We start from the raw sequence: 25,660 nt of genomic DNA, 5'->3' as shown, positions 1-25,660 counted from the left end.
ATAAGGAGGAAAACCCACTGTGTTGACGTTGTTACACCTGCTCTCCGCAGTCGCACTGCTGGTATGGGGCACCCATATCGTTCGTACCGGCGTGATGCGCGTGTTTGGCGCACGTTTACGTACCGTTCTCAGCGGCAGTGTTGAGAAGAAGCCGCTCGCCTTCTGTGCGGGTATTGGCGTCACGGCGCTGGTGCAAAGCAGCAACGCCACCACTATGCTCGTCACCTCGTTCGTGGCGCAGGATCTGGTGGCGCTCGCCCCGGCGCTGGTGATTGTCCTGGGCGCCGACGTCGGTACCGCGCTGATGGCACGTATCCTGACCTTCGATCTCTCCTGGCTGTCGCCGCTGCTGATTTTTATCGGCGTCATTTTCTTCCTCGGTCGTAAGCAAAGCCGTGCCGGGCAGCTTGGCCGCGTCGGTATTGGCCTCGGGCTGATCCTGCTGGCGCTGGAGCTGATTGTGCAGGCTGTCACGCCGATCACCCAGGCCAACGGTGTGCAGGTCATTTTCGCCTCGTTAACCGGCGATATTATGCTGGATGCGCTGATCGGCGCGGTGTTTGCCATTGTCAGCTACTCCAGCCTGGCGGCCGTGTTACTGACGGCCACGCTAACCGCTGCGGGCGCGATCTCTTTCCCGGTGGCGCTATGCCTGGTCATCGGTGCGAATCTTGGCTCTGGCCTGCTGGCGATGCTTAACAACAGCGCAGCCAATGCTGCCGCCCGCCGGGTGGCGCTGGGGAGTTTGCTCTTCAAGCTGGTGGGTAGCCTGATCATTCTGCCGTTTGTGCACCCGCTGGCGAACCTGATGGACAACCTCTCTCTGCCGAAAGCGGAGCTGGTGATCTACTTCCACGTCTTCTACAACCTGGTACGCTGTCTGGCGATGGTGCCGTTTGCCGCGCCGATGGCCCGCTTCTGCGAGCGGCTAATTCGTGATGAACCGGAGCTGGACGCGCGCCTTAAACCGAAGCATCTGGACACCTCGGTGCTGGACACGCCCGCGCTGGCTATCGCCAATGCCGCCCGCGAAACGCTGCGCATGGGTGACGCGATGGAAACCATGCTGGAAGGGTTGCAAAAGGTGATGCACGGCGAGCCGCGCGAAGAAAAAGAGCTGCGCAGGCTGGCGGACGATATCAACGTGCTGTATACCGCCATCAAGCTCTATCTGGCACGGATCCCCCAGGACGAGCTGGCGGAAGAGGAGTCGCGCCGCTGGGCGGAAATCATTGAGATGTCGCTTAACCTGGAGCAGGCTTCGGATATTGTCGAGCGTATGGGCAGTGAAATCGCAGACAAATCCCTGGCCGCACGTCGGGCGTTTTCTGTCGAAGGGCTGAAGGAGCTGGAAGCGCTGCACGAACAGCTGGTCAGCAACCTGAAGCTGGCGATGTCGGTCTTCTTCTCCAGCGACGTGCCGAGCGCGCGCCGCCTGCGCCGCAACAAGCACCGTTTCCGCATCCTCAACCGGCGCTACTCGCACGCCCACGTTGAGCGTCTGCACCAGCAGAACGTGCAGAGTATCGAAACCAGCTCGCTCCACCTGGGGCTGCTGGGAGATATGAAGCGTCTTAACTCATTGTTCTGTGCGGTGGCATACAGCGTGATGGAGCAGCCGGATGAAGACGATGAGCGGGATGAGTATTAATCTCTGAAAGCGCCTCGCAAAACGGTTTTGTGAGGCGTGACTACCATAAAGAGCAATTTATTCTTCAACCCTTACATTTTTAAGGGAATAGGAAGTGCTCAATTATTACGCTACACTTCGCCAGTTCATGCGCATTCCAATGGGGGTTCTCATGCGCGGTGCTAATAGCATTAAAAAATCAGTGAATGTTTCCCTGTCGCCGGACATTCTTGAAGAGGCGCGAAGGCTTAAACTTAACCTTTCTGCCGTGCTAACGGCGGCTTTGCAGGAGCAATTTCGTGAACATCGGCGCGCAGAGTGGCTTGAAGAAAAATAAAGCTTCTATGGTCGCTCCCGCCGTTGAGATCGCGGGAAAACCCTGCGTGGTGATGATGCACATGATGGCAGGCATATCGCTAAAAGAGTTAGGTGAACGCATTGCCGATCTTACTAACAGCAGTGCTTCATTGCGGGATGCACTCGATTTTCTGATCAGCGGTTACTAGGACTTTTTTGTCAGGCGCAAGGTAAGGTATATTTCGCCCTTCACAGGAGAAACTATGCTGCCAACTCAATCAACCCGATTAAACAAATACATTAGCGAGAGCGGGATCTGCTCACGTCGCGAGGCTGACCGTTACATTGAACAGGGTAACGTGTTTCTTAACGGCAAACGCGCCACCATTGGCGATCAGGTGGTACCTGGCGATGTGGTGAAAGTGAATGGTCAGGTCATCGAACCGCGTGATGCCGAAGACCTGGTGTTTATCGCGTTGAACAAACCGGTTGGGATTGTCAGCACCACGGAAGATGGCGAGCGGGACAACATTGTTGATTTCGTGAACCACAGCAGCCGCATTTTCCCGATTGGCCGTCTGGATAAAGACTCTCAGGGGCTGATTTTCCTCACCAACCACGGCGATCTGGTCAACAAAATTCTGCGTGCCGGTAACGACCACGAGAAAGAGTACATCGTGACGGTGAACAAGCCGGTGACGGACGAGTTTATCCGCGGAATGGGCGCTGGCGTGCCGATTCTGGGCACCGTGACGAAGAAGTGTAAAGTCAAAAAAGAAGCACCGTTCGCGTTCCGCATCACGCTGGTTCAGGGCCTGAACCGCCAGATCCGCCGCATGTGCGAGTACTTCGGTTATGAAGTGACGAAGCTGGAACGCACGCGCATCATGAACGTCAGCCTGTCTGGCATCCCGCTGGGCGAGTGGCGTGACTTAACGGATGATGAGCTGATCGAGCTGTTCAAACTTATCGAGAACTCCTCGTCCGAAGCGAAGCCGAAAGCTAAAGCCAAACCGAAAACGCAGGCAATTAAGCGTCCGGTGGTGAAGGCACCGCAGGCGGAAGAGAAAGGGCGAGGCAAGCCGGGCAACGGAAAACGCTTTACCCAGCCGGGGCGCAAAAAGAAAGGGCGCTGATTAGCGCCTTCCACGGGTTGATGTGCTGGCGGACCAGGAAAAAGTCGCCTCTGCGTCGGGTTTATACGCCTGCTCTTTTTTCAGCTTGCGGGCTTTTTTCGCCGCGGCATCACGTTGCGCCATCAGCTTATCGATGTACTCTTTTTTAACCTGATTGGTTTCGGCGTTCGTCAGCGTGCGGCCATGCGCGATGCGGGCGCGGTCGAGAAGCGTTTTAAGTTCGCGCTGCTCGGCTTCGGTCATGTCTTTCTGGGTCAAACGTGGTGTAGCCATTGCTGAAGCCTCCTGATGGGGAGGCTTCAGTGTAAAGCAAGCCGGCTCAATTAACCCTGTTTCACCGCATCTTTTTTCGGTTGGTCATCAATCGGCTTACCGGACCAGTATCCTGCTAACAGCGAACCGGACAGGTTGTGCCAGACAGAGAACAGCGCCCCCGGCAGCGCCGCCAGCGGTGAGAAGTAAATTTTACCCAGCGCCGCCGCCAGGCCGGAGTTCTGCATCCCCACTTCGATCGCCAGCGTGCGGCAGGTGGATTCGTCAAAGCCAAACAGCTTTCCGCCCCAGTAACCGCCCAGCAGACCAATAGTGTTATGCAGCACAACCGCGACGATCACCACAAAGCCCACCGAAGCAATGTGCGATGCGGAACCGGCTACCACGGCGCTGATAATGGCCAGTATGCAGACCATCGAAAACGCGGGCAGATACGGCTCAACCGCTTTCACTACCCGCGGGAAGAGATGGTGGATCACCAGCCCCAGCGCAATCGGGATCACCACGATTTGCAGGATGCTGAGCAGCATGCCCATCACGTCCACCTGGATATGCGCGTCCACATACAGGCGGGTTAACAGCGGCGTGGCAATCACGCCCACCAGCGTGGAAACGGACGAGATGGTGACGGAGAGCGCCACGTCGCCTTTCGCCAGATAGATCATGACGTTAGATGCCGTACCGCTGGCGACGCTCCCCACCAGCACCATCCCGGCGGAAAGGTCGGGCGGCATCTTAAAGGCCATCGCCAGCAGCCAGGCCGCGAGCGGCATCACCAGGTAGTGCAGGAAAATCCCTGCGGCAACCGGTGCCGGGCGAGACAGCACGCGTTTGAAATCGTCAATTTTTAGATGCACGCCCATGCCGAACATAATCAGCATCAGTAGCGTGGTGACCCACGGACCAATGCCCGTGAACGTGGTGGGAGTGTAATACGCGAGTACGGAGAGCAGCAGCGCCCATAACGGGAACAGCCGGGTGATAGCGGAGAGCATAGTGAATTCCTTGCAGTATTGTCGTGTTGTTTTGTTATAAAAAAGCCGGGTCTGTGCCCGGCTTATGGATAATGTTTATCGTGCTAACGAATTTTATTCAAACAAATTCTGATGAAGTTTCTGCACAACCTGCTCGGCCTGATCGGCAGGGACCAGGAAGCAGAGGTTGTAGCTGGACGCGCCGTAGCAAATCATGCGGATGCTGAACGGGTCGAGCACGCCGAACACCTCTTTGCCCACGCCGCACGCGCGCGACAGCTTATTACCGATGATGGCAACCAGCGCCAGATCTTCTTCCACCTCCACGCGGCACAGCTCGGAAAGCTCAATCAGCAGCGACTGCGTCAGCAGGGTGTCGCCGGTAGAGGTGGAGCCGGTGGTGTCGAGCGTCAGCGCAATGCTGACTTCTGACGTGGTGATCAGGTCCACGGAGATATTGTGGCGCGCCAGGATGCCAAACACTTCCGCCAGGAATCCGCGGGAGTGCAGCATATTATGGCTGTGCAGGGTAACCAGCGTCTGCTTACGACGCAGGGCCAGCGCGCGGAACAGCGGCGGGTTCTCGGTTTTCTTGCAGACCAGCGTCCCGCCCGCCTTTGGATCTTTACTGGAGCCAACGAAGACCGGAATGTCGCTGCGCACGGCGGGCAGCAGCGTGGCCGGATGCAGCACTTTCGCGCCGAAGGTGGCCATTTCAGCCGCTTCTTCAAAGGCGATCACGTCAATGCGTTTTGCCGCAGAGACCACGCGCGGGTCGGTGGTGTAAATGCCCGGCACGTCCGTCCAGATATCCACGCGGGTGGCATGCAGGGCTTCACCCAGCAGGGCGGCGGTATAGTCGCTGCCGCCACGGCCCAGCGTGGTTGTGCGCCCTTTGGCTTCGCTGCCGATAAAGCCCTGGGTGATCACTATGCCTTCATCCAGACGCGGGGCAAGCTGCTGGTTAGTGAGCTCTGCCAAAGCTTCAACGTCCGGCTCGGCGCGGCCAAAGCGGTCGCTGGTGCGCATTACTTTACGCACGTCGAACCACTGCGCCTGAATATTGCGCTCGCGCATGATCTCAACGAACAGCAGGGTGGACATCAGTTCGCCGTGGCTGACCAGTTCATCGGTTAGGGCGGTAGAGGTTGCCAGTGAAGCGGCTTCTGCCAGGGTAGTGATATTTTCCAGCAGGCGTTCCACTTCCTCACGAATGACGTTCGGGTTTTGCAGACGCTCAAGGATGTCGAACTGAATTTTGCGCAGTGCATCCAGCTTCACGAAACGCTCGGTCGCTTCCAGTCCTTCAGACAAAGAAACCAGCAGGTTCGTCACGCCGGCTGAGGCGGAGAGCACCACCAGGCGGGTATTCGGATCGGCCAGCACCACATCGGCGCTGCGGTTCATGGCAGCGTAGTCTGCCACACTGGTGCCGCCAAACTTGGCGACCACAAAACTCGTCATAACAACCTCGTGTCAGGGAATGAATAGAGCGACCTTGGCACAAGAATGAAGCGAGAACAGGTGCAGGCGCAAAATACGGCCCTATAAATAAAATGCGGGGGAGGTCCTGTCAATGCTGGGATTATGCGGATTTTTCATGGGGGGGTACCCCTCAGAAACAGGACTTATAACAGGCCCATATTTTATGCTCCTTTTTACCCCTTTTTGACCAACATTTCGCCACGCCGGAAGGGCGCGACAGCAGCTATACTTTTCGGGTCTTTTCACCTGCGTTTGATGCAGACCAGGGCAATGGCATAAAAACCATCACAATTTTTATTTGCAGGCGCTACAATCGACCGCAGTCACAATTCTCAAATCAGAAGAGTATTGCTATGAAAAACATCAACCCAACGCAGACCGCTGCATGGCAGGCACTACAGAAACATTTTGATGAAATGAAAGACGTCACTATCGCGGATCTGTTCGCGAAAGATGCCGATCGTTTCAGCAAGTTTTCCGCCACCTTCGATGACCTGATGCTGGTGGATTTCTCTAAGAACCGTATCACCGAAGAGACGCTGGCGAAGCTGCAAGATCTGGCGAAAGAGACTGAGCTGGCAGATGCCATCAAATCCATGTTCTCCGGTGAGAAGATCAACCGCACCGAAGACCGTGCCGTGCTGCACGTGGCGCTGCGCAACCGTAGCAATACTCCAATTATCGTTGACGGCAAAGATGTGATGCCGGAAGTGAACGCGGTGCTGGAAAAGATGAAAACCTTCTCTGAAGCGATCATCTCAGGTCAGTGGAAAGGCTACACCGGGAAAGCGATCACCGACGTCGTAAACATCGGTATCGGCGGCTCTGACCTCGGCCCGTTCATGGTGACCGAGGCGCTGCGCCCGTACAAAAACCATCTCAACATGCACTTCGTGTCCAACGTCGATGGGACTCACATCGCTGAAGTGCTGAAAAAGGTGAACCCGGAAACCACGCTGTTCCTGGTGGCGTCTAAAACCTTCACCACTCAGGAAACCATGACCAACGCCCACAGCGCGCGCGACTGGTTCCTGAAAACCGCGGGCGACGAAAAGCACGTGGCGAAACACTTCGCGGCGCTGTCCACCAACGGTAAAGCGGTGGGTGAGTTCGGTATTGATACCGCGAACATGTTTGAATTCTGGGACTGGGTGGGTGGCCGCTACTCACTGTGGTCTGCGATCGGTCTGTCCATCATCCTGTCCGTCGGCTTCGACAACTTCGTTGAGCTGCTCTCCGGCGCGCACGCGATGGACAAACACTTCTCCACCACCGCGCCTGAGAAAAACCTGCCGGTGCTGCTGGCGCTGATCGGGATCTGGTACAACAACTTCTTCGGCGCTGAAACCGAAGCGATTCTGCCGTACGACCAGTATATGCACCGCTTTGCGGCCTACTTCCAGCAGGGCAACATGGAATCCAACGGCAAGTACGTTGACCGTAACGGTAACGCGGTGGATTATCAGACTGGCCCAATCATCTGGGGCGAGCCGGGCACCAACGGTCAGCACGCGTTCTACCAGCTCATCCATCAGGGCACCAAAATGGTACCGTGCGATTTCATCGCCCCGGCGATTACGCACAACCCGCTTTCCGACCACCATCCGAAGCTGCTGTCTAACTTCTTCGCCCAGACCGAAGCGCTGGCGTTCGGTAAATCCCGCGAGGTGGTTGAGCAGGAGTACCGTGACCAGGGTAAAGATCCGGCTACGCTGGAACACGTTGTGCCGTTCAAAGTGTTCGAAGGCAACCGTCCAACTAACTCCATTCTGCTGCGTGAAATTACGCCGTTCAGCCTGGGCGCGCTGATTGCCCTCTACGAGCACAAGATCTTCACTCAGGGCGCTATTCTGAACATCTTCACCTTTGACCAGTGGGGCGTTGAGCTGGGCAAACAGCTGGCAAACCGCATTCTGCCAGAGCTGGGTGACGATAAAGCAATCGACAGCCACGACAGCTCCACCAATGGTCTGATTAACCGTTATAAAGCATGGCGTGCGTAATAAATATGTCATGAACAATGCCGGCGATATGCCGGCATTTTTTTATCGGATAATTCCTGATGTCTGTTAGTTATCTCAAATTCTGAATCTGAGTTTAATCCGAAAAACACGGTTACCCCGTTAATTGCTGAGGGTTATTTTAAGAAAATACGGAGTGATACTTTAATGGGTTTATATTATAACTATTTGATAATGAATGGTTATCTATTTCAATAATTATTTTTTCTTTTCATTTTTAACCATTAGTCTGAAAACCTCATCCCTATTTACCCCCACGGTAAACCCACTGCTTTAGTTGTGTATACTCGAATCCGCCTGAATTTCTTTTCGGGCAAATCTCCATTCATTCATTGAAGGGAAATTGTTATGAAGAAAGTACTGTATGGCATTTTTGCCATATCTGCGCTTGCGGCGACGTCTGTCTATGCAGCTCCGGTCCAGGTCGGGGAAGCAGCAGGGTCGGCAGCGACGTCTGCGTCTGCGGGGAGTTCTACCGCAGCCAGCACCAGCGCCGTAAGTTCAGCCGTGGGTGTCGCGCTGGCGGCAACCGGTGGCGGTGATGGCTCCAATACCGGAACCACGACCACTACGACGACCAGCACCCAGTAATACCGGGTGTTTTAATCATAACCACACTTCGGTGTGGTTATTTCGCCCCTTCGGAGAAGAGTCGTGAAGCGACCTGCAATCATCCTGATTTGCCTGCTGTTGCAGGCGTGCTCAGCTACCACCAAAGGGCTGGGCCACTCACTGTGGGACAGCATGTTCGGCACGCCGGGCGTGCATCTGACCGATGACGAACTTCAGAACATGCCGTATGCCAGCCAGTACATGCAGCTAAACGATGGTCCGCAACTGTTTGTGGTGCTCGCTTTCGATGAAAACGGGCAGCAGAAATGGGTGACGCAGGATCAGGCCACCATCGTGACTCAGCATTCCCGAATCGTGAAAACGTTGCTTGGCGGCGACAACCTGCTTGAGGTAAACAACCTGGCTGAAGATCCGCTCATCAAGCCGAATCAGATCGTCGATGGCGCAAGCTGGACGCGCACAATGGGCTGGACCGAGCACAAACAGGTGCGCTACGCCACGGCCCGCTCTACCTTCCGCTGGGATGGTACGGACAGCGTCAAAGTGGGCAGCGACGAAACGCAGGTGCGCGTGCTGGATGAAGAGGTGACAACCGATCAGGCCACCTGGCATAACCGCTTCTGGGTGGACGAAGAGGGGCAAATCCGCCAGTCCTTACAGTATCTCGGTGCCGGTTTCTTCCCGGTGAAGACCACCCTGATCAAGGCGGCGAAATCATGAAAATGTTCATTCACGTTGCGCTTCTCGCCAGCCTGGCCTCGCCGCTGGCGTGGTCTGCGGGAACGGTACAGGTCTACACCCCGGACAGCGAAAAACCAAAAACCTTAACCAATGCCGGGCATCTGCTCGATCTGGTGGGGCAGCCGAGGCTGGCGAAAAGCTGGTGGACCGGGGCGGTTATCAGCGAGCGTCAGGCGACGATTGTAGCGGAACAAAAACATCAGGCGCTGCTCGCCCGACTGAGCGGGCTGGCACAACAGGAAGATGCTGACGATGCCGCGGCCATTACTAGCCTGCGTCAGCAGCTTCAGGCGGTTAAGGTGACGGGTCGCCAGAAGGTGAATCTCGATCCGGATGAGGTGCGCGTCGCCGAAAACGGCAATCCGTCGCTGGAAGGGGACTATACCCTGTGGCTGCCGGCTCAGCCTTCCACCGTCACCGTGATGGGGCTTATCAGCAGCCCTGGCAAAAAGTCGTTTACGCCGGGCCGGGACGTCGTGAGCTATCTCGACGAGCAAAGCTTGCTCAGCGGTGCGGATAACAGCTATGCCTGGGTGGTCTATCCGGACGGGCATACGCAAAAAGCGCCGGTGGCTTACTGGAATAAACGCCATATCGAACCTATGCCAGGCAGCATCATTTTTGTCGGTTTTGCCGACCATTTCTGGACGAAAGCGTATGACGGGCTTAATGCCGATATCCTTCGCTCCCTGATACAGCGGATACCGGAATAATGAAAAAAACCTATCTCTACAGCATGCTTGCACTGTGCGTGAGTGCCGCCTGTCATGCAGAAACGTATCCGGCACCCATCGGCCCGTCGCAGTCCGATTTTGGCGGCGTGGGCTTACTGCAAACCCCGACCGCGCGTATGGCCCGCGAGGGGGAAATCAGCCTTAACTATCGCGATAACGATCAGTACCGTTACTACTCTGCGTCCGTGCAGCTGTTCCCCTGGCTGGAGACCACGCTGCGCTACACCGACGTGCGTACAAAACAGTACAGCAGCGTGGACGCCTTCTCCGGCGATCAGACCTATAAAGACAAAGCCTTCGACGTGAAGCTGCGCCTGTGGGAAGAGAGCTACTGGATGCCGCAGGTCTCCGTCGGGGCGAAAGACATTGGCGGGACCGGCCTGTTTGATGCGGAATACATCGTTGCCAGCAAAGCCTGGGGACCGTTTGATTTCTCGCTGGGTCTTGGCTGGGGCTACCTCGGCACCAGCGGCAACGTAACCAACCCGTTCTGTACCTACAGCGACAAATACTGCTACCGCGATAACAGCTATAAAAAAGCGGGTTCCATCAACGGCGACCAGATGTTCCACGGCCCGGCCTCGCTGTTTGGAGGCGTAGAGTATCAAACGCCATGGCAGCCGCTGCGCCTGAAGCTGGAGTACGAAGGCAATAACTACAGCGAAGATTTTGCCGGCAAGATTGAGCAGAAGAGCAAGTTTAACGTCGGCGCCATTTACCGCGTCACCGACTGGGCCGACGTTAACCTCAGCTATGAGCGCGGTAATACCCTGATGTTTGGCTTTACGCTGCGCACCAACTTTAACGACATGCGGCCGCGCTACAATGATAACCCGCGGCCCAAATACCAGCCGGAGCCGCAGGATGCGATCATTCAGCACTCCGTGGTAGCGAACCAGCTGACGCTGCTGAAATATAACGCAGGCCTGGCGGATCCGAAGATCCAGACCAAAGGCGATACGCTGTACGTCACCGGCGAGCAGGTAAAATACCGCGACTCCCGCGAAGGGATCGAGCGCGCCAACCGGATCGTCATGAACGATCTGCCGGAGGGGATCCGCACGATCCGCGTGACGGAGAACCGTCTCAACCTGCCGCAGGTTACCACTGAAACCGATGTTGCCAGCCTTAAGCGTCATCTTGAAGGCGAACCGCTGGGACATGAAACCGAGCTGGTGCAAAAACGCGTCGAGCCGATGGTGCCAGAGAGCACCGAGCAGGGCTGGTATATCGATAAATCCCGCTTCGATTTCCATATCGATCCGGTGCTGAACCAGTCCGTGGGTGGGCCGGAAAACTTCTACATGTATCAGCTGGGCGCGATGGCGACGGCGGATCTGTGGGTGACCGACCACCTGTTGACCACCGGTAGTCTGTTCGGCAACCTTGCCAACAACTACGACAAATTTAACTACACCAACCCGCCGAACGATTCAAAACTGCCGCGCGTGCGTACCCGCGTTCGCGAATATGTGCAGAACGATATCTACGTGAATAACCTGCAGGCCAACTACTTCCAGTACTTCGGTAACGGCTTCTACGGCCAGGTTTACGGTGGCTATCTGGAAACCATGTTCGGCGGCGCGGGGGCGGAGGTGCTTTATCGTCCCGTCGACAGCAACTGGGCGTTTGGGATTGATGCCAACTACGTGAAACAGCGTGACTGGCGCAGCGCGCAGGACATGATGAAGTTCACCGACTACAGCGTCAAAACCGGCCACCTGACCGCCTACTGGACGCCGTCGTTCGCACAGGATGTGCTGGTGAAAGCCAGCGTCGGGCAGTACCTGGCGGGCGATAAGGGCGGCACGCTGGATATCTCCAAACACTTCGACAGCGGCGTTGTGGTAGGCGGTTATGCCACCATCACCAACGTTTCGCCAGACGAGTACGGGGAAGGGGACTTCACCAAAGGGGTGTACGTGTCGATTCCGCTGGATCTGTTCTCGTCAGGCCCAACCCGCAGCCGTGCGGCAGTGGGCTGGACGCCGCTGACGCGCGACGGCGGTCAGCAGCTTGGACGTAAGTTCCAGCTGTATGATATGACCAGCGATAAGAACATTAACTTCCGCTGATGCTTGTTTGCCCGGTGGCGCTGCGCTTACCGGGCCTACGAGAGTATTTTTGTAGGCCGGGCAAACGCAGTGCCGCCCGGCAAGAATGTTCATGTGGACAAAACATAAACAAAAAATATAGATCCCCGTCACATTTTTGCGTTATACAGGAACCTCGCCCTGGAGAATGAGGTGCTGTATGACATCCCTGACTCGTCCGCGTGTTGAGTTTATCTCAACGATACTCCAGACCGTGCTGAACCTCGGTCTGCTGAGCCTTGGCCTGATCCTGGTCGTGTTTCTGGGTAAAGAGACGGTGCATCTGGCGGATGTGCTGTTCGCACCTGAGCAAACCAGCAAATACGCGCTGGTGGAAGGCCTGGTGGTCTACTTTCTCTACTTTGAATTTATCGCCCTGATTGTGAAGTACTTTCAGTCCGGCTTTCACTTCCCGCTGCGCTATTTTGTCTACATTGGCATCACCGCCATTGTGCGGCTGATCATCGTCGATCATAAATCCCCGCTCGACGTGCTGATCTACTCGGCGGCGATCCTGCTGCTGGTGATCACCCTCTGGCTGTGCAACTCAAAGCGGCTGAAACGCGAATAAAAAAAGGGCGCTCCGAAGAGCGCCTAACAACAGTCACAAGTTGGTTCAATACAATACGTCTAAAGTTGAGGGTTGCAGTGGCATAACAGATGAAACTTAACCTTTCACACCGCCCGCCGTCAGGCCGTTGACCAGCCAGCGCTGGGCCAGCAGGAACACCACGGTAATCGGGATGGCAGAGAGTACGGCCGCCGCGGCAAAGTCGCCCCACAGGTAGTTTTGCGGGTTGAGGTATTGCTGCATACCGACGGCCAGGGTGTAGCTGTTCACATCGCGCAGTAACAGAGAGGCGACCGGTACTTCGGTGATCGCCGCGATAAACGACAGGATGAACACCACCGCCAGAATCGGCACCGACAGCGGCAGCAGCACCAGACGGAACGCCTGCCACGGGGTGGCGCCATCCAGCGCGGCGGCTTCTTCCAGTGAACCATCGATGGTCTCGAAATAGCCCTTGATGGTCCACACATGCAGGGCGATGCCGCCAAGATAGGCGAAGATCACGCCGCCGTGGGTGTTCAGGCCGATAAACGGCACGTACTGGCCCAGACGATCAAACAGGGCATACAACGCCACCAGTGACAGCACCGCCGGGAACATCTGGAAAATCAGCATTCCTTTCAGCAGGGTCGCTTTGCCAGGGAAACGCATACGGGCGAAGGCGTAAGCACAGGTGGTGGAGAGCGTCACGATGCCGATGGCAGTGATGGTCGCCACTTTTACCGAGTTCCACAGCCACAGCAGCACCGGGAACGGCGGTGGAGTGACGCGGCCATCCGCGTGTTCCACACTGAAGCCCAGCGCGAGTTTCCAGTGCTCCCAGGAGATTTCATCCGGGATCAGGCTCCCGGTGGCGAAGTTCCCCGAACGCAGGGAGATGGCGATAACCATCAGCAGCGGGAACATGATCGCCGCGATGAAAATCAGCAGGCCTAAGTGCGTCGCGAGGAGGCGCAGTTTCTGAGATTTGGGTTGTACCATTGCCATGTTCAGTACCCTCCTTAGTCAAATTTCATACGTGTAGCTTTCAGGTTCACGATCGCCAGGGCGCCCACCAGCAGGAAGATCAGGGTGGCAATCGCTGCCGCCAGACCGAAGTCCTGACCGCCGCCGCCTTCGAAGGCGATACGGTAGGTGTAGCTCACGAGCAGGTCGGTATAGCCTGCCGGCGTGGTGGTGCCGAGACGGTCCGGGCCACCGTTGGTCAACAGCTGAATCAGCACAAAGTTGTTAAAGTTAAAGGCGAAGCTGGCAATCATCAGCGGCGTCAGCGGCTTAATGAGCAGCGGCAGGGTAATTTTGAAGAAGTTCTGGAACGGACCCGCGCCGTCCATCGCCGAGGCTTCGTACAGGTCGTCCGGGATGGCCTTCAGCAGCCCCATGCACAGGATCATCATGTACGGATAACCGAGCCAGGTGTTCACGATGATAATCATCGAGCGAGCGGTGGTCGGGTCGCTGAACCAGGCCGGTTTGATGCCGAACAGCGCGCTCAGCATCATGTTGATTTCACCGAAGCTCTGGTTAAACAACCCTTTGAAAATCAGAATCGAGATGAACGACGGCACGGCGTACGGCAGAATCAGCAGCACGCGGTAAATCGCTTTCCCTTTCAGGGACTCCCACTGGACCAGACAGGCCAGCACCATGCCCACGGCCACGGTCAGGATCACGGTCAGGATGGAGAAGACTACCGTCCAGACGAAGATGGCGAAGAACGGTTTCTGGATGCCTTCGTCGGTAAACACGCGGGTAAAGTTATCCCAGCCGATGGTAACGGTATAGCCCGGGCTGAGCTTGTCGTCGCCCCAGCTGCCGTCGGCATTCACCGACTGATAGAAACCAATGTCGTTATTCGGACGGTACTTCACGCCGCTCTGGTTGTTGGTCAGCGTGCCGTCATCCGCCAGAGTATAAAGCGGCTGCGTGCCGGAAAACTGGCGCAGCGAGCTCATGGTTACTTTGCTGTCATCGGGCAGCACAGCGGTGAGCTGGGTCAGCGCCTGGCGATTTTGAGTGATGATACGCAGGTTGGCACGTTCACCTTCTGGCAGGGCCGCGGCCTCTTTTAAGACCAGCTTCTGCTCGCCGCCAAATTTGAACGCGTCGGAAAGATAGTTTTTGCCGCTCTCACCGTCAGTGAGCGCTAACTTCCACTCATCTCCCGCAGGATACAGGCCGAAGTTAAAGGTTTTACCCGCCTGATAAGAACGATCCAGAAGCACCTGGGTGGCACGCTCCTGCGCGAGCTGGTTGGTGCTGCTGTAGTTAGTAAAGGCAATCGCGATGGTGCAGATCAGCGGAAAGAGGACAAACAGCCCCATCCCGGCAACACCGGGGTAGACATAGCGCCAGGCATACGCTTTACGGTTGGCGAAAATATACAGGCCAACCGAGCTTAAAATCAGCGTCATGATGGCAAAAAGGTATTCCCCTTGCACGTACATTAAAACAACAAGGTAACCCACCAGCAGACACAGCAGACCTATCACTGACCACTTCAGTGCGTCGCTTTGCCACCAGCGTTTCTTTTTAATGACATCCATGGGGTTCTTCCTCTACAACGGTGGAAACTTATCGTCAGGTGGCGCTGCGCTTACCTGACCTACGGATCGTGCCGTAGTCGTAGGGCGGGTAAGCGCACGCGCCACCCGCCGTTTTTCAGACTTACTTAGTAATACGACCCTGAGCATCTTTCAGCGCGGCATCAACAGTCTGGCGACCGCTTGCCGCGTTGATGACGGCGGTACGGGTGGCGTACCAGAACGCAGCCATCTGTGGGATGTTCGGCATGATTTCGCCTTTCTGGGCGTTATCCATGGTGGCCGCAATGCGTGGATCTTTCGCTAACTGATCCTGGAAGGATTTCAGCGCAACGGCGCCCAGCGGTTTGTCCTTGTTCACTTCATCCAGACCCTGATCGGTCAGCAGGTAGTTTTCGAGGAACTCTTTCGCCAGCTCTTTGTTCGGGCTGGCGGCGTTGATACCCGCGCTCAGCACGCCAACAAACGGTTTAGACGGCTTGCCGTTGAAGGTTGGCAGCAGGGTCACGCCGTAGTTGACTTTGCTCTTGTCGATGTTGGTCCAGGCCCACGGACCGTTGATGGTCATCGCGGTTTCGCCTTTGTTGAACGCCGCTTCCGCGATGGAGTAGTCGGTATCCGCGTTCATGTGTTTGTTCTTAATCAGGTCAACCAGGAAGGTCAGGCCTTTTTTCGCGCCCGCGTTGTCCACGCCCACGTCTTTCACGTCATATTTGCCGTTTTCAAACTTGAACGCGTAGCCGCCGTCGGCAGCAATCAGCGGCCAGGTGAAGTACGGCTCTTGCAGGTTGAACATCAGAGCGGATTTACCTTTCGCCTTCAGCTCTTTATCCAGAGCAGGGATCTCTTCCCAGGTTTTCGGTGGATTTGGTACCAGGTCTTTGTTGTAAATCAGTGACAGGGCTTCAACCGCGATTGGGTAAGCGATCAGCTTGCCGTTATAGCGAACGGCGTCCCAGGTGAACGGGAACAGTTTGTCCTGGAAGGCTTTGTCTGGCGTGACTTCTGCCAGCAGGCCAGACTGCGCGTAGCCCCCGAAACGGTCATGCGCCCAGAAGATAATGTCCGGACCATCGCCAGTTGCCGCAACCTGCGGGAACTTCTCTTCCAGTTTATCCGGGTGTTCTACGGTGACTTTGATACCGGTGTCTTTCTCGAATTTTTTGCCCACTTCGGCCAGACCGTTATAGCCCTTGTCGCCGTTAATCCAGATAACCAGCTTACCCTCTTCAATTTTGGCGAGAGCCGGTGCGGAAATCATCATTGCTGCGAGGGCGGACAATGCGAAAACGCGTGCGCCAGTCTTGATCTTCATATCTGCCATCCTTTATTGGTGATGTGCTCGTGGATACATAAGGTGGTTCAACGTGACTCAGTCTCCTTATTTGACATCCTCTTTCCATCCTCCCAGTCCCTACGCCCCACCCCCTGTTTGTGTGATCCCTGTAACATAAATTTAAGTTATGAGTGCTGGCGCACATAAAAACCCACTGAATTTTGCAGGCCGCTTCACGATTTTCGCCTTAGCCCCTCCGCTGCGGTCGCAGAGCCTGCTCTCTCATCGTCCCGCCTCCTCCCCCATAAAAAAGCCGGGGGGTGGAGGATTCACGAAAGTAATGGAACACGCATAGTGAACTTATCTTGAATGTTTCTGTCGGTGACAGGTTGTAACGAAGGGAGAAGGGCATGGCGAGCGTACAGCTGCGTAATGTAACGAAAGCCTGGGGCGACGTTGTGGTGTCAAAAGACATCAATCTGGACATCCACGAAGGTGAGTTTGTGGTGTTCGTTGGTCCATCAGGCTGTGGTAAATCTACTCTGCTGCGTATGATTGCCGGTCTTGAAACCATCACCAGTGGCGATTTATTTATTGGTGATACCCGAATGAACGACATCCCGCCAGCTGAACGCGGCGTGGGCATGGTGTTCCAGTCTTATGCGCTTTATCCGCATCTTTCCGTTGCCGAGAACATGTCCTTTGGCCTGAAGCTGGCCGGCGCGAAAAAAGAGACCATTAACCAGCGCGTCACCCAGGTGGCGGAAGTACTCCAGCTGGCACATCTGCTGGAGCGTAAACCGAAGGCGCTCTCCGGTGGTCAGCGTCAGCGTGTGGCGATCGGCCGTACGCTGGTGGCCGAGCCGCGCGTGTTCCTGCTCGATGAACCTCTCTCTAACCTGGATGCCGCCCTGCGCGTCCAGATGCGTATCGAAATCTCCCGTCTGCACAAGCGTCTTGGACGCACGATGATTTACGTCACCCACGATCAGGTCGAAGCGATGACGCTGGCCGACAAAATCGTGGTACTGGACGCCGGTCGCGTGGCGCAGGTGGGCAAACCGCTGGAGCTGTATCACTACCCGGCAGACCGCTTTGTTGCGGGCTTTATTGGCTCGCCAAAGATGAACTTCCTGCCCGTAAAAGTGACCGCGACGGCAATCGAACAGGTACAGGTGGAGCTGCCAAACCGTCAGCAAGTCTGGCTGCCGGTCGACAGCGCCAACGTACAGGTGGGGGCCAATATGTCCCTCGGTATCCGCCCTGAGCATTTACTGCCGAGCCACATCGCTGATGTGACGCTGGAAGGTGAAGTTCAGGTCGTCGAACAGCTTGGTCACGAAACACAGATTCATATCCAGATCCCCGCCATCCGTCAGAACCTGGTCTACCGCCAGAATGACGTGGTGTTGGTAGAAGAGGGTGCCACATTCGCTATCGGTTTGCCGCCAGAGCGTTGCCATCTGTTCCGTGAGGATGGCACTGCATGTCGTCGGTTGCACAAAGAGCCAGGCGTTTAAGCATTCCAATTACAAAGAAAAGCAATGATCTCAGGAGATAGAATAATGATTACTCTGCGCAAACTTCCTTTGGCAGTTGCCGTCGCAGCGGGCGTAATGTCTGCTCAGGCACTGGCAGTGGATTTCCATGGTTATGCTCGTTCTGGTATCGGCTGGACGGGTAGTGGCGGTGAACAACAATGTTTCCAGGCAACAGGCGCACAAAGTAAATACCGTCTCGGTAACGAATGTGAAACCTACGCCGAACTGAAACTGGGCCAGGAAGTGTGGAAAGAAGGCGACAAGAGCTTCTATTTCGACACCAACGTAGCGTACTCCGTGGCACAGCAGAATGACTGGGAAGGTACCGATCCGGCGTTCCGTGAAGCTAACGTGCAGGGTAAAAACCTGATTGAATGGCTGCCTGGCTCTACCATCTGGGCCGGTAAGCGCTTCTATCAGCGTCATGACGTACACATGATCGACTTCTACTACTGGGATATCTCTGGTCCTGGTGCCGGTATTGAAAACATCGATCTGGGCTTCGGTAAACTGTCTCTGGCAGCGACGCGTTCCCAGGAAGCTGGCGGTTCTTATGCCTTCAGCAGCCAGAACATCTATGACCGTACCAAAGATACCGCGAACGACGTATTTGACGTGCGTTTAGCGGGCCTGGAAACTAACCCGGACGGCGTGCTGGAACTGGGTGTGGATTATGGCCGCGCGAACACGACCGACGGCTATGATCTTGCCGACGGCGCGTCGAAAGATGGCTGGATGTTCACCGCTGAACATACCCAGAGCATGCTGAAAGGCTACAACAAGTTTGTGCTGCAGTATGCGATGGACTCAATGACCACGCAGGGTAAAGGTCTGAGCCAGGGTTCCTATGGTTCTTCCAGCTTTACCATCACGAATCCTGATGGCACGACGACCAACTACGCCAACGATGTGATTAACAACAACGGCAGCCTCTGGCGCATCCTGGACCACGGTGCAATCACCCTGGCCGACAAGTGGGACCTGATGTATGTCGGTATGTACCAGAAACTCGACATGGATGATAACCAGGGGAGTGACTGGTGGACCGTGGGTGTACGTCCGATGTACAAATGGACGCCAATCATGAGCACCCTGCTGGAAGTGGGCTACGACAACGTCAAATCCCAGGAAACCGGCGATCGCAACAGCCAGTACAAAATCACCCTGGCGCAACAGTGGCAGGCTGGCGACAGCATCTGGTCTCGTCCGGCCATCCGTGTCTTCGCAACCTACGCGAAGTGGGATGAGAAATGGGGCTACGCGAAGAACGGTAACGGCGATGCCACCCGTTACGCGATCTCTGACTCCACCGGTAACGGTCGATTCTCTACCAGCCGCGGCGATGACGATGAGTTCTCCTTCGGCGCCCAGATGGAAATCTGGTGGTAACCGCATCCTGATCTGACGATGTAATCTGGGGGGCGAAAGCCCCTCAATTCCTGAGGTACTGCGCGCTATTGCCTGGCCACCGCAGTGCTTACGCTTTCTGAGGTGATAACAATGAAAATGAAGAAAAATCTCGTCGCGCTGTGCCTGACAGCGGGTCTGCTGGCCTGTGTGCCTGGCGTTACGCTCGCTGACGTCAATTATGTACCGCAGAATACCAGCGCAGCGCCTGCCATTCCGACAGCCGCTCTACAGCAATTAACCTGGACGCCGGTGGATCAGTCCAAAACGCAGAGCACACAGCTTGCGACGGGTGGCCAACAGCTCAATGTGGCTGGCATTACCGGGCCGGTAGCCGCCTATAGCGTACCGGCTAATATCGGTGAGCTAACGTTGACTTTATCCAGTGAAGTTAACAAACAGACCAGCGTTTTTGCGCCGAACGTTCTGATCCTCGATCAGAACATGACGCCTTCCGCCTATTTCCCCAGCAGCTATTTTACCTATCAAGAGCCGGGTGTAATGAGCGCGGACCGCCTGGAAGGGGTAATGCGTCTGACCCCGGCGCTCGGGCAGCAAAAGCTCTACGTACTGGTCTTCACCACTGAAAAAGATTTGCAGCAAACCACCACTCTGCTCGATCCGGCAAAAGCCTATGCCAAAGGGGTTGGTAACGCCATTCCCGATATTCCCGATCCGATTGCGCGCCATACCACCGACGGCCTGCTTAAGCTGAAGGTGAAAACCAACAGCGCCTCCAGCGTACTCGTAGGCCCACTGTTTGGCTCATCTGGCCCGGGTCCGGTAACGGTGGGTAATACTGCCGCGCCTGTGTATGCCGCGCCAGCCGCAGCACCAGCCGCAGCCCCGGCCCCGGCGAAAAAAGCCGAGCCGGTGCTTAACGATACTGAAACTTACTTTAACAACGCCATCAAGCAGGCAGTTAAAAACGGCGATGTCGATAAAGCGCTGAAACTGCTTGATGAAGCCGAGCGTTTAGGTTCAACCACTGCCCGTTCCACCTTTATCAGCAGTGTAAAAGGCAAGGGGTAACCGTCTCCCCACAGTGCTGATTTTGTTAGTCGTTTGGTGCGCCTTCGCGGGCGCACTTTTTTTGGCTAAGTTGCACCTTTGTTGCGATAGTGATCGTTAAATTCTGTTTGTCCGTCCTCATTTTGCCAATCTGCGATACAATGCTTTTACGTTATGTATCGGAGAGTCTGGCATGTCACACCCCGCGCTAACGCAGCTGCGTGCGCTACGCTATTTCGACCACATCCCTGCGCTTGACCCGGAACAGCTGGACTGGCTGCTGCTGGAAGATTCCATGACAAAACGTTTTGAGCAACAGGGTAAAACGGTCACGGTGACGATGATTCAGGAAGGGTTTGTCTCGCCTGCGGAGATTGCCAGCGAGCTGCCGCTGCTGCCGCAGGAAGAACGCTACTGGCTGCGTGAAATTTTACTCTGTGCGGATGGCGAGCCGTGGCTTGCCGGGCGAACGGTGGTTCCTGAGTCTACACTTTCCGGGCCGGAGCTTGCACTGCAACGCCTCGGCAAAACGCCGCTGGGGCGATATCTGTTCACCTCGTCTGAACTGACCCGTGATTTTATTGAAATTGGTTGCGATGCCGATTTGTGGGGGCGACGTTCCCGCCTTCGTTTGAGTGGCAAGCCGTTAATACTGACGGAACTCTTTTTGCCTGCATCGCCGTTGTACTAAGAGGGAGAAAAAATGGAGTGGAGTCTGACGCAGAATAAGCTGCTGGCCTATCACCGCCTGATGCGTACTGATAAACCCATTGGCGCGCTGCTGCTGCTGTGGCCGACCTTATGGGCGCTGTGGGTTGCCACGCCGGGCGTACCGCCGCTGTGGATCCTGGCGGTGTTTGTGGCGGGTGTCTGGCTGATGCGCGCTGCGGGCTGTGTGGTCAACGACTATGCTGACCGGAAATTTGATGGACATGTTAAGCGCACCGCGAATCGTCCTTTGCCGAGCGGTCAGGTAACCGGAAAAGAGGCGCGCATCCTGTTTGTGGTGCTGGTGCTTCTCTCTTTCATGCTGGTGTTAACCCTTAACACCATGACCATTCTGCTGTCCGTCGCTGCTCTGGCGCTGGCCTGGGTCTACCCATTTATGAAGCGATACACCCATCTGCCGCAGGTGGTATTGGGTGCGGCATTTGGCTGGTCGATTCCCATGGCGTTTGCCGCGGTCAGCGAGTCCGTTCCGCTCAGCTGCTGGCTGATGTTCCTGGCGAATATTCTCTGGGCCGTTGCGTACGATACCCAATACGCGATGGTCGATCGCGATGACGATCTCAAGATTGGCATCAAATCGACGGCGATCTTGTTTGGCCGTCACGACAAACTGATCATCGGCATATTGCAGGTGGCGGTGCTGGCGCTGATGGTGGCGATTGGTCGCCTGAACGGGCTGAACTGGGAGTTTTACTGGTCCGTGCTGGTGGCGGGTCTGCTGTTTGCGTATCAGCAGAAGCTGATCGTGAAGCGCGAGCGTGAAGCCTGCTTTAAAGCGTTTCTGAATAATAACTACGTCGGGCTGGTGCTGTTTATGGGGCTGACGATGAGTTACTGGTCATAAAAAAACCGGGTGGCGGCTTCGCCTTACCCGGCCTACGATTTAGCAGAATATGTAGGCCGGGTAAGCGTTAGCGCCACCCGGCTTTAACATCACTCGCCCTGCGTCGAACTCTCAATCGTTAAACGCACATCCGCGGTAATCAGCTCTGCCAGCATCTGGTAAACCTTCATCGTCTCTTCCGGCTCAGCATCGCCCGTATCGCTAATGTAACCTTCGTCGCGCAGCGTCAGCACCAGGGAGCTGAATACCGCTTTGTCGAAGAATTCCGGGGCGTTAATGCCATGCAGAACGGACAGGCGCTGGGCCAGCGTCCGACTCTCTTTTTCCAGCGTACCGCGGTTGATTGACGGGTTAGCACTCAATAACCAGAAGGTAATGGCGTAGCGCTGCAACGTCTCACGCGCACCGGAAGCCAGGAGCTGCAAGGTTCGGGAACGTGACGGATTGATATGCAGTTCGTCATCACTGATGGTAATCAGCCCCTGACGACGCATCTCTGCGGACATTTTATCGAGCTCTGCCGCCAGCTCATCGTTACTCCAGCGCAGGAACAGCTCCGCTTTCAGCATCGGATAGATGGCCTGAATATGGCGCAGCAGCTCCTGACGCGAAATACGGCGGTGCTGGGTAATAATGGCTGCCATCAGTGACGGCAGCATCAGCATGTGCGTGATGTTATTACGGTAGTAGGTCATCAGCACGGCCTGCTCGCGCGGCAGAATGATGATGTCACCAATCGTATCTTTCTCGACTTCGAACTTGTTCATCTGCAACGCGTGATCGATCAATTCGCTGGCGGTGGCAGACGGCACGGTCGAATCCACGGAATACGGCACGTTGCGCATGATATCCAGATAGCAATCAATCTGCTCGGTCAGCTGTTCACGGGTCAGTGAACGCTGGCGAGAGGCCAGAAGCGCGGTACAACACAGGTTCATGGCGTTTGCCGCACCAGCATTGTTGATGCGTACCATCAGCTCGGATGCAATGCCGTTGACCGTTGGCGTCAGCCAGGCCGGACGTACCGCTTCGATAGGATCAATAGACTCGCGCCACTCCGGAACATGATGGTTCAGATATGTCATCAGGGGCAGGGGCTCGCCAAAGTTCACGTAGCCCTGACCGAGGTTGCGCAATTTACTCAGACCACGCAGCATCTGCGGCAGACTCTCTTTCTCTTTGGTCGCACCGCGCAGCTCTTTCGCGTAGGTGCCCACTTCCATCACGTGTTCATAACCGATGTAAATAGGCACCAGCGTGATAGGACGCGTACCGCCACGCAGCATGGCCTGAATGGTCATCGACAGCGTGCCGGTCTTCGGATCGAGCAGACGACCGGTACGGGAGCGACCGCCTTCAACAAAGTACTCCACGGAATAACCGCGGCTGAACAGCTCGCCCAGATACTCCCTGAAAACGGTGGAGTAGAGCTTGTTACCCTTGAAGGTACGACGAATGAAGAACGCACCCAGACGGCGGAAAATCGGACCTGCTGGCCAGAAGTTCAGGTTGATACCGGCAGCAATATGCGGCGGCACCAGGCCCTGGTGATAGAGCACGTAAGAGAGCAGCAGGTAGTCCATGTGGCTGCGGTGGCAGGGCACATAGACAATCTCGTGGCCGTCATGCGCTAACTGACGCACGCGCTCGGCGTTGTGGACGTTAATCCCCTGATAGAGGCGGTTCCACGTGAAACCGAGGATACGGTCAGAGAGACGAATCATCTCGTAGGAGAAGTTCGCGGCGATCTCTTCCATCAGCGCGATTGCGTTCTGCTGCGCTTTCTCGTGCGAAATCTTCTTGCTGCGCGCTTCGTCTTCTACGGCACGGGCAATCGCTTTGGAAGCCAGCAGCTTGTTAAACAGATCCTGACGCGCCGGGAGACGTGGCCCAACGGCCGCCAGACGCTGACGTGCAAAGTGCATTCGCGCAACGCGCGCCAGCTTTTGCGCAATGATTTTGTCAGTACCGTGTTCATCCGCCATGCGGCGCAGTGAAACGGAAGGCGAGAAGCGAACAAAGCTGTCGCGTCCCAGCCATGAGACGGCGAAGAATTTCTGAATGCCGTTGAGCATACGCAGCGGCGGGTTCTCTTCCCCTTTTTCACGCCCCGGACGACGGCCAAACATCACCGACACCGGCACCATCTGCACGTCCAGATCGGGGTTGCTGCGGTGCAGATCGAGGTAATCATGGAACAGCTTAATGGACTCTTCTTTCGGCGTGTAATAGGTGAACACGCGCGGTCCGCCATGGATGAACACGTAGCGCGGCAGCAGCGTACCGTCGACTTCCAGCGGTTCAAGCGGGTCAGGTAAATCGTGCGCCAGACATTGAGCGCGAAGCGTTAGCAGGTCTGCCTTCGAGTTATAAGGCAAAACGTACATAATAGGGCGCGACGTATCGAGCCCTAATTCCAGCGCAGGTTCTGCTGGGATAGACTTACTTTTTACCAGTACGCTTAATGGTAAATTAAGTAATTTGTAGTAAATTCGTGGCCAGCCGGACATAAACGATGTAAAGCCTCTGGTTAATAATGCAATTGCGGCGCAAGGATAACAGAAAGCGCGCAAAATTTCTGTTGTTACCCGTCATACTTCAGGTCGCAGCAAAACGCGCTGCGGCTTTAGTTACTGACGCTATTTATCATAAAAGGTTCTTTTAATGGCCAATAATACCACTGGGTTAACTCGAATCATTAAAGCTGCCGGTTATTCATGGAAAGGTTTCCGCGCCGCATGGGTTAATGAAGCCGCTTTCCGCCAGGAAGCGGTTGCCGCAATCGTTGCCGTTGTCATCGCCTGCTTCCTTGATGTTGATGCTATCACCCGCGTACTGCTCATCGGATCTGTCCTTCTGGTGATGATAGTGGAAATTCTGAATAGCGCTATTGAGGCCGTTGTTGACCGAATCGGGTCGGAATTCCATGAACTGTCTGGCCGGGCGAAAGACATGGGTTCCGCTGCCGTACTGCTGTCGATTATCACGGCGGCGATCACCTGGGTCACGCTACTTTGGTCGCATTTCCGATGAGCCTCGAGGAATAATTAAGTCCCTGGTTTTTTGTGCAGTTTTTGGTTCCAAAATCGCCTTTGACTGTATATACTCACAGCATAACTGTATATACACCCAGGGGGCGGTATGAAAGCGTTAACGACCAGGCAGCAAGAGGTGTTTGATCTCATTCGGGATCATATCGGCCAGACGGGTATGCCACCCACGCGTGCAGAAATTGCGCAGCGTCTGGGCTTCCGTTCTCCTAATGCTGCCGAAGAGCACCTTAAGGCGCTTGCGCGTAAGGGCGTGATTGAGATTGTTTCCGGCGCCTCACGCGGCATCCGTCTGCTGGTGGAAGAAGAGAGCGGTATTCCGCTGGTGGGTCGCGTAGCCGCAGGTGAACCTCTGCTGGCGCAGCAGCACATCGAAGGGCACTATCAGGTTGACCCAGGCATGTTCAAGCCGAGCGCTGATTTCCTGCTGCGCGTTAGCGGAATGTCCATGAAAGATATCGGTATTCTTGATGGCGATCTGCTGGCGGTACACAAAACGCAGGACGTGCGTAACGGGCAAGTCGTGGTGGCGCGCATTGATGATGAAGTGACGGTTAAGCGCCTAAAAAAACAAGGCAATACCGTGCAGCTTCTGCCTGAAAACAATGAATTCTCCCCGATTGTGGTGGATCTCCGCGAGCAGAGCTTCTCTATTGAAGGGCTGGCTGTCGGCGTTATCCGCAACGGTGAATGGCTGTAATCTCTTCCTGACAGGCTGTAGTTCCTCTACA

At 55.7% G+C, this 25,660-nt stretch carries 23 protein-coding genes and 1 pseudogene; 17 read left to right on the top strand and 7 right to left on the bottom strand.

Going from position 1 to position 25,660, the window contains the following annotated elements:
- The first annotated feature begins 19 nt into the window (after nt 1-19).
- From ACNQ0T_RS17810 to rluF, 4 genes and pseudogenes are all read left to right on the top strand, one after another.
- Complete coding sequence (locus ACNQ0T_RS17810) at nt 20-1,651, top strand: Na/Pi cotransporter family protein (RefSeq protein WP_022646722.1); 1,632 nt, start codon at nt 20-22, stop codon at nt 1,649-1,651.
- A 94-nt stretch (nt 1,652-1,745) separates the two neighbouring features.
- Nucleotides 1,746-1,961, top strand: a pseudogene (locus ACNQ0T_RS17805) (type II toxin-antitoxin system CcdA family antitoxin); the annotation flags it as partial.
- A 13-nt stretch (nt 1,962-1,974) separates the two neighbouring features.
- Nucleotides 1,975-2,136: a CcdB family protein gene (locus ACNQ0T_RS17800; protein WP_417930282.1), complete on the top strand. Its 162-nt coding sequence runs from the start codon at nt 1,975-1,977 to the stop codon at nt 2,134-2,136.
- A gap of 54 nt (nt 2,137-2,190) precedes the next feature.
- Nucleotides 2,191-3,063 carry a 23S rRNA pseudouridine(2604) synthase RluF gene (gene rluF, locus ACNQ0T_RS17795; RefSeq protein ID WP_022646725.1) on the top strand — a complete coding sequence of 291 codons (873 nt, stop codon included), beginning with the start codon at nt 2,191-2,193 and terminating at the stop codon, nt 3,061-3,063.
- Here the strand turns inward: rluF and ACNQ0T_RS17790 are convergent, their stop codons facing one another.
- From ACNQ0T_RS17790 to lysC, 3 genes are all read right to left on the bottom strand, one after another.
- Nucleotides 3,064-3,336, bottom strand: coding sequence for a DUF3811 domain-containing protein (locus ACNQ0T_RS17790; protein ID WP_017382612.1), 273 nt, complete (start codon nt 3,334-3,336; stop codon nt 3,064-3,066).
- 50 nt (nt 3,337-3,386) lie between these two features.
- Nucleotides 3,387-4,331, bottom strand: coding sequence for a ketopantoate/pantoate/pantothenate transporter PanS (gene panS / locus ACNQ0T_RS17785; protein ID WP_023295757.1), 945 nt, complete (start codon nt 4,329-4,331; stop codon nt 3,387-3,389).
- Nucleotides 4,332-4,424: 93 nt separating this feature from the next.
- The gene (gene lysC, locus ACNQ0T_RS17780) at nt 4,425-5,774 is read right to left on the bottom strand and encodes a lysine-sensitive aspartokinase 3 (RefSeq protein WP_022646727.1); all 1,350 of its coding nucleotides are present in this window, start codon (nt 5,772-5,774) and stop codon (nt 4,425-4,427) included.
- A 374-nt stretch (nt 5,775-6,148) separates the two neighbouring features.
- Here lysC and pgi point away from each other — a divergent pair, with 374 nt between their 5' ends.
- The 6 genes from pgi to psiE all read left to right on the top strand — a co-directional run bounded on the left by pgi (nt 6,149) and on the right by psiE (nt 12,528).
- Entirely contained in the window at nt 6,149-7,798 is a 1,650-nt protein-coding gene (gene pgi / locus ACNQ0T_RS17775; RefSeq protein ID WP_022646728.1) for a glucose-6-phosphate isomerase, read from the top strand.
- Between the two features lie 366 nt (nt 7,799-8,164).
- Nucleotides 8,165-8,407: an exopolysaccharide production protein YjbE gene (gene yjbE, locus ACNQ0T_RS17770; protein ID WP_003860341.1), complete on the top strand. Its 243-nt coding sequence runs from the start codon at nt 8,165-8,167 to the stop codon at nt 8,405-8,407.
- Between the two features lie 63 nt (nt 8,408-8,470).
- Nucleotides 8,471-9,109 carry a YjbF family lipoprotein gene (locus tag ACNQ0T_RS17765; protein ID WP_003860339.1) on the top strand — a complete coding sequence of 213 codons (639 nt, stop codon included), beginning with the start codon at nt 8,471-8,473 and terminating at the stop codon, nt 9,107-9,109.
- Nucleotides 9,106-9,843 carry a capsule biosynthesis GfcC D2 domain-containing protein gene (locus tag ACNQ0T_RS17760; protein ID WP_023305255.1) on the top strand — a complete coding sequence of 246 codons (738 nt, stop codon included), beginning with the start codon at nt 9,106-9,108 and terminating at the stop codon, nt 9,841-9,843. Before ACNQ0T_RS17765 ends, ACNQ0T_RS17760 begins: the two co-directional genes overlap by 4 nt.
- Nucleotides 9,843-11,939 carry a YjbH domain-containing protein gene (locus ACNQ0T_RS17755; protein WP_417930279.1) on the top strand — a complete coding sequence of 699 codons (2,097 nt, stop codon included), beginning with the start codon at nt 9,843-9,845 and terminating at the stop codon, nt 11,937-11,939. Before ACNQ0T_RS17760 ends, ACNQ0T_RS17755 begins: the two co-directional genes overlap by 1 nt.
- A 178-nt stretch (nt 11,940-12,117) precedes the next feature.
- On the top strand, nt 12,118-12,528 hold the full coding sequence (gene psiE, locus ACNQ0T_RS17750; protein WP_000202963.1) for a phosphate-starvation-inducible protein PsiE: 411 nt from the start codon (nt 12,118-12,120) through the stop codon (nt 12,526-12,528).
- Nucleotides 12,529-12,624: 96 nt separating this feature from the next.
- Here psiE and malG read toward each other — a convergent pair whose 3' ends face one another.
- The 3 genes from malG to malE all read right to left on the bottom strand — a co-directional run bounded on the left by malG (nt 12,625) and on the right by malE (nt 16,386).
- A complete protein-coding gene (malG, locus tag ACNQ0T_RS17745; protein ID WP_003860332.1) occupies nt 12,625-13,515 on the bottom strand; it encodes a maltose ABC transporter permease MalG in 891 nt (296 codons plus the stop codon).
- Nucleotides 13,516-13,529: 14 nt separating this feature from the next.
- On the bottom strand, nt 13,530-15,074 hold the full coding sequence (malF, locus tag ACNQ0T_RS17740; RefSeq protein ID WP_023299085.1) for a maltose ABC transporter permease MalF: 1,545 nt from the start codon (nt 15,072-15,074) through the stop codon (nt 13,530-13,532).
- A 121-nt stretch (nt 15,075-15,195) separates the two neighbouring features.
- Complete coding sequence (gene malE / locus ACNQ0T_RS17735) at nt 15,196-16,386, bottom strand: maltose/maltodextrin ABC transporter substrate-binding protein MalE (RefSeq protein ID WP_022646733.1); 1,191 nt, start codon at nt 16,384-16,386, stop codon at nt 15,196-15,198.
- Nucleotides 16,387-16,757: 371 nt separating this feature from the next.
- Here malE and malK point away from each other — a divergent pair, with 371 nt between their 5' ends.
- The 5 genes from malK (at nt 16,758) to ubiA (ending at nt 21,879) form a co-directional block, all read left to right on the top strand.
- Complete coding sequence (gene malK, locus ACNQ0T_RS17730) at nt 16,758-17,867, top strand: maltose/maltodextrin ABC transporter ATP-binding protein MalK (RefSeq protein ID WP_003860329.1); 1,110 nt, start codon at nt 16,758-16,760, stop codon at nt 17,865-17,867.
- Between the two features lie 42 nt (nt 17,868-17,909).
- Nucleotides 17,910-19,277, top strand: a complete 1,368-nt coding sequence (locus tag ACNQ0T_RS17725; RefSeq protein WP_032621777.1) for a maltoporin — start codon at nt 17,910-17,912, stop codon at nt 19,275-19,277.
- Between the two features lie 111 nt (nt 19,278-19,388).
- Complete coding sequence (malM, locus tag ACNQ0T_RS17720) at nt 19,389-20,327, top strand: maltose operon protein MalM (protein WP_417930278.1); 939 nt, start codon at nt 19,389-19,391, stop codon at nt 20,325-20,327.
- A gap of 172 nt (nt 20,328-20,499) precedes the next feature.
- Nucleotides 20,500-20,997, top strand: a complete 498-nt coding sequence (ubiC, locus tag ACNQ0T_RS17715) for a chorismate lyase (RefSeq protein ID WP_022646736.1) — start codon at nt 20,500-20,502, stop codon at nt 20,995-20,997.
- 12 nt (nt 20,998-21,009) lie between these two features.
- Nucleotides 21,010-21,879: a 4-hydroxybenzoate octaprenyltransferase gene (gene ubiA, locus ACNQ0T_RS17710; protein ID WP_417930277.1), complete on the top strand. Its 870-nt coding sequence runs from the start codon at nt 21,010-21,012 to the stop codon at nt 21,877-21,879.
- Between the two features lie 89 nt (nt 21,880-21,968).
- Here the strand turns inward: ubiA and plsB are convergent, their stop codons facing one another.
- Nucleotides 21,969-24,389, bottom strand: a complete 2,421-nt coding sequence (gene plsB, locus ACNQ0T_RS17705) for a glycerol-3-phosphate 1-O-acyltransferase PlsB (RefSeq protein WP_022646738.1) — start codon at nt 24,387-24,389, stop codon at nt 21,969-21,971.
- 154 nt (nt 24,390-24,543) lie between these two features.
- Here plsB and ACNQ0T_RS17700 point away from each other — a divergent pair, with 154 nt between their 5' ends.
- A complete protein-coding gene (locus ACNQ0T_RS17700) occupies nt 24,544-24,912 on the top strand; it encodes a diacylglycerol kinase (RefSeq protein ID WP_006810487.1) in 369 nt (122 codons plus the stop codon).
- Nucleotides 24,913-25,020: 108 nt separating this feature from the next.
- Nucleotides 25,021-25,629: a transcriptional repressor LexA gene (lexA, locus tag ACNQ0T_RS17695; protein WP_003860318.1), complete on the top strand. Its 609-nt coding sequence runs from the start codon at nt 25,021-25,023 to the stop codon at nt 25,627-25,629.
- The last annotated feature ends 31 nt before the right edge of the window (nt 25,630-25,660 follow it).

The organism is Enterobacter cloacae complex sp.6700776, assembly GCF_048284255.1.
Classification (GTDB): Bacteria; Pseudomonadota; Gammaproteobacteria; order Enterobacterales; family Enterobacteriaceae; genus Enterobacter; species Enterobacter intestinihominis.
This window is presented reverse-complemented; position numbering and strand designations above follow the sequence as displayed.

Excerpts from the sequence above, each read along its gene's own strand:
- malG (WP_003860332.1), bottom strand. The coding sequence starts at position 13,515 with ATGGCAATGGTACAACCCAAATCTCAGAAACTGCGCCTCCTCGCGACG.
- ACNQ0T_RS17755 (WP_417930279.1), top strand. The coding sequence starts at position 9,843 with ATGAAAAAAACCTATCTCTACAGCATGCTTGCACTGTGCGTGAGTGCC.
- lexA (WP_003860318.1), top strand. The coding sequence starts at position 25,021 with ATGAAAGCGTTAACGACCAGGCAGCAAGAGGTGTTTGATCTCATTCGG.
- malE (WP_022646733.1), bottom strand. The coding sequence starts at position 16,386 with ATGAAGATCAAGACTGGCGCACGCGTTTTCGCATTGTCCGCCCTCGCA.
- malK (WP_003860329.1), top strand. The coding sequence starts at position 16,758 with ATGGCGAGCGTACAGCTGCGTAATGTAACGAAAGCCTGGGGCGACGTT.
- pgi (WP_022646728.1), top strand. The coding sequence starts at position 6,149 with ATGAAAAACATCAACCCAACGCAGACCGCTGCATGGCAGGCACTACAG.
- lysC (WP_022646727.1), bottom strand. The coding sequence starts at position 5,774 with ATGACGAGTTTTGTGGTCGCCAAGTTTGGCGGCACCAGTGTGGCAGAC.
- ACNQ0T_RS17700 (WP_006810487.1), top strand. The coding sequence starts at position 24,544 with ATGGCCAATAATACCACTGGGTTAACTCGAATCATTAAAGCTGCCGGT.
- malM (WP_417930278.1), top strand. The coding sequence starts at position 19,389 with ATGAAAATGAAGAAAAATCTCGTCGCGCTGTGCCTGACAGCGGGTCTG.
- plsB (WP_022646738.1), bottom strand. The coding sequence starts at position 24,389 with ATGTCCGGCTGGCCACGAATTTACTACAAATTACTTAATTTACCATTA.
- ubiC (WP_022646736.1), top strand. The coding sequence starts at position 20,500 with ATGTCACACCCCGCGCTAACGCAGCTGCGTGCGCTACGCTATTTCGAC.
- panS (WP_023295757.1), bottom strand. The coding sequence starts at position 4,331 with ATGCTCTCCGCTATCACCCGGCTGTTCCCGTTATGGGCGCTGCTGCTC.
- malF (WP_023299085.1), bottom strand. The coding sequence starts at position 15,074 with ATGGATGTCATTAAAAAGAAACGCTGGTGGCAAAGCGACGCACTGAAG.
- ACNQ0T_RS17760 (WP_023305255.1), top strand. The coding sequence starts at position 9,106 with ATGAAAATGTTCATTCACGTTGCGCTTCTCGCCAGCCTGGCCTCGCCG.
- ubiA (WP_417930277.1), top strand. The coding sequence starts at position 21,010 with ATGGAGTGGAGTCTGACGCAGAATAAGCTGCTGGCCTATCACCGCCTG.
- rluF (WP_022646725.1), top strand. The coding sequence starts at position 2,191 with ATGCTGCCAACTCAATCAACCCGATTAAACAAATACATTAGCGAGAGC.
- ACNQ0T_RS17800 (WP_417930282.1), top strand. The coding sequence starts at position 1,975 with ATGGTCGCTCCCGCCGTTGAGATCGCGGGAAAACCCTGCGTGGTGATG.
- psiE (WP_000202963.1), top strand. The coding sequence starts at position 12,118 with ATGACATCCCTGACTCGTCCGCGTGTTGAGTTTATCTCAACGATACTC.
- ACNQ0T_RS17790 (WP_017382612.1), bottom strand. The coding sequence starts at position 3,336 with ATGGCTACACCACGTTTGACCCAGAAAGACATGACCGAAGCCGAGCAG.
- yjbE (WP_003860341.1), top strand. The coding sequence starts at position 8,165 with ATGAAGAAAGTACTGTATGGCATTTTTGCCATATCTGCGCTTGCGGCG.